Annotated in this window: 2 protein-coding genes; both read right to left on the bottom strand. The window is 69.0% G+C overall.

The window, feature by feature from the left end:
* Positions 1 to 31: 31 nt before the first annotated feature.
* Positions 32 to 1564, bottom strand: a complete 1533-nt coding sequence (locus ABD333_RS47320) for an ISKra4 family transposase (protein ID WP_344549492.1) — start codon at positions 1562 to 1564, stop codon at positions 32 to 34.
* 79 nt (positions 1565 to 1643) lie between these two features.
* On the bottom strand, positions 1644 to 2216 hold the full coding sequence (locus ABD333_RS47315; RefSeq protein ID WP_344549491.1) for a hypothetical protein: 573 nt from the start codon (positions 2214 to 2216) through the stop codon (positions 1644 to 1646).
* Between the last annotated feature and the right edge of the window lie 86 nt (positions 2217 to 2302).

The following is a 2302-nucleotide window of genomic DNA, read 5'->3' as shown; positions in this document are numbered from 1 at the left end:
GGGTGTGGTTCGTTTTGAAGGAGAAGCCTGATCACGCGGTGAGGTCGTACTCATCCTGGCGGCGCGTGTGGTGAACACGGTGGTGTTCTTGGGCGAGGTGGTGGCGCCAGTAGGCCAAGAAGTGGCCGTTGGCGACCACCGTGCGGAGCTTTAGCACGGCCTCTGCTCCTTCCAGGCCCCATCTGGCACCGCCAATGTCGAGCCGGTCGGCCACGATGTGACGGACGGCGCCCTCTATGACGCCGGTCGCGATCGGCCATCCCGCTCCCAGCGCTTGGTCGTAGCGCAGGAACGCGGCGTGGTTGGTCAGGTAGCGGATGCAGGCGTTGATCTCGCCCCGGCGGTGTTCGCCGAGTGCGGCGGCTTGAGCGTGCAGGGCGGCGATGACCTGGTCGGTGTGCCCGGCCAGCAGCGCCAGAGCATGGGTGGCGACCCAGTTCTCGGCCGCGGGATCGCCCGGCCGGTGCAGGTCCCATGCTCCAGCCCAGAGCTTTTCGATCACGTGAACGAAATCGATCACGATATGGATCGGTGCCCTGCGTCGGGCGGCCTCAGCGCGAATCAGATCGAGCTGGTGCTGGGCGCCGTCGATCAGCACGACCCAGGTGCGGGCGTGGGTGGGATCGCGGGATTCGGCGTGGTCGAAGGCTTGGGCGATCACCTCGTCCGGCTCGGCGATCACCGAACCACCCAACCATTTCCTCTCCGCGTGCGGTCCGGGCCGCGGCCGCCTGGTCCCGTGCCGTCCACCAGGAACGGCGATCACGTCATGGGGACGGCGGGGCGCGGGGACCGCGTCGTAGACCGCCGCGAGGGTGGCCATGCGTTTTCGGGCGGGTTTCTCCCCAGCGGCCAGGCGAGTGCGGAAGGTGCGCCTCGCGCGGGCGGCGGCCTTGGCAGTAGCTGGGCGCAACGCCTCGGGCCGCATGACGATCCCTTTCTGATCACAGCTGACGATCAACACCTCGTCGGCGGTGCGCGGCATCGGCATCACCGAGGCGTTGAAGGTATCGATATCGACCGCCGCCCGCCGCACCAGCTCAAGGAGCTGCCGCTTGCCTACCACGTTCCCGCAGCGGGCACCGATCGCCTCCAGCGCGTTGTCGAACGAACCCCGCACCGCCTCCACAGCGGCCAGCCGGGCCAGTCCGTGCGAGTGCCGCCCGGCCGGAAGCGACAACGCCGCATCGGCCGGATGCAGATACCCGGTTCCGGCAGCGCGCCAGGCGCAGCGAGTGACGGTCACCGTGCCGAACACCATGGCCAGCAGCCGATGATGCCCGGCCTCCAGCCGGCGCCGCATCCTCCCGTCGGCCCCGACGATCCCGGCCCCGGCGCCGCGAAGGCGCTCGGCGGCCCGGCGCTCGCGTTCGGCTCGCAGATCCAGATGCGCCTGCAGCAACAGCCGCTGCAGCTCCCGCCCCTGCTCGACCAGCAGATCCTCGAGCCGATCGTGACTGACCGACAGAGTCTGGGGATCGGTGAGCTGTCCGATCAGACAGTTGAAGGTGTTCCTCGCGGCCGCAAAGGCGTCAGCATCGGCCCCGGCGACATAGCTTTCCATCGCGGGCTCTTCTTCCCGGCGCGGTCGGTTCACAAGGTGTGGTTGCCTCGAACCTGCACCGGGGAAGAGCCCGCCACAATCACCCGGCCGGTGACGACCCGATGCCGTCCTGTCCATCGCCCGGTCCGGCGGTCAGCTCACGGGCCGCCGAGACAGTCAAGGTGAACAGCCCCGGCTCGTTCTCGGTCGCCCAGCCGCGCTCGACCAGCCGCTTCAGCTTGGACCGCAATCCTTCCCGCTTGGCCGCCGAGTCCTCCAGCCCCATCGCGGCCGCGATCTGCCCGGCCCGCATCGGCGCGGCCGCATCCGCCAGGATCTCCACCGCGTCCTGGTACGCGGTCGGCAACGCCGAGGCCCTCATGCCCGGCCGCCACGACGGCACCGTCAACACCCCGATCGGCGAGGTCACCGGCTCACCAGGATCGACGGGGCCAGGCTCAGCCACCAGCTCCTCGAGGTTTCCGGCCGCCTCACCCACAACTTCCTGCACGGTCTCCCGGGTGATGACCAGCCGTGACAGCTTGTCTTCCTCGGCCTCCAGCAGCCCGGTCAACTCGGCGATCTGTTCACCGATCTCCTCGATCCGCTGCCGGACCGCGGCCTCCCGCCGCGCCAGCTCCTCAAACAACGAGCCCATCGTGGTCGCCTCCACCTCGAACGGTAGAAGACGACCCCACCCACAGCGACCGAACGCTCAAGCTCCGAACTCACCCAGGTCCTTCGAGAAGAACCGCACCC

It is taken from the genome of Actinomadura fulvescens (genome assembly GCF_039533225.1).
Classification (GTDB): domain Bacteria; phylum Actinomycetota; class Actinomycetes; order Streptosporangiales; family Streptosporangiaceae; genus Spirillospora; species Spirillospora fulvescens.
The sequence above is the reverse complement of the archived record's forward strand: the minus strand, read 5'-3'. Positions and strand labels throughout refer to the sequence as shown.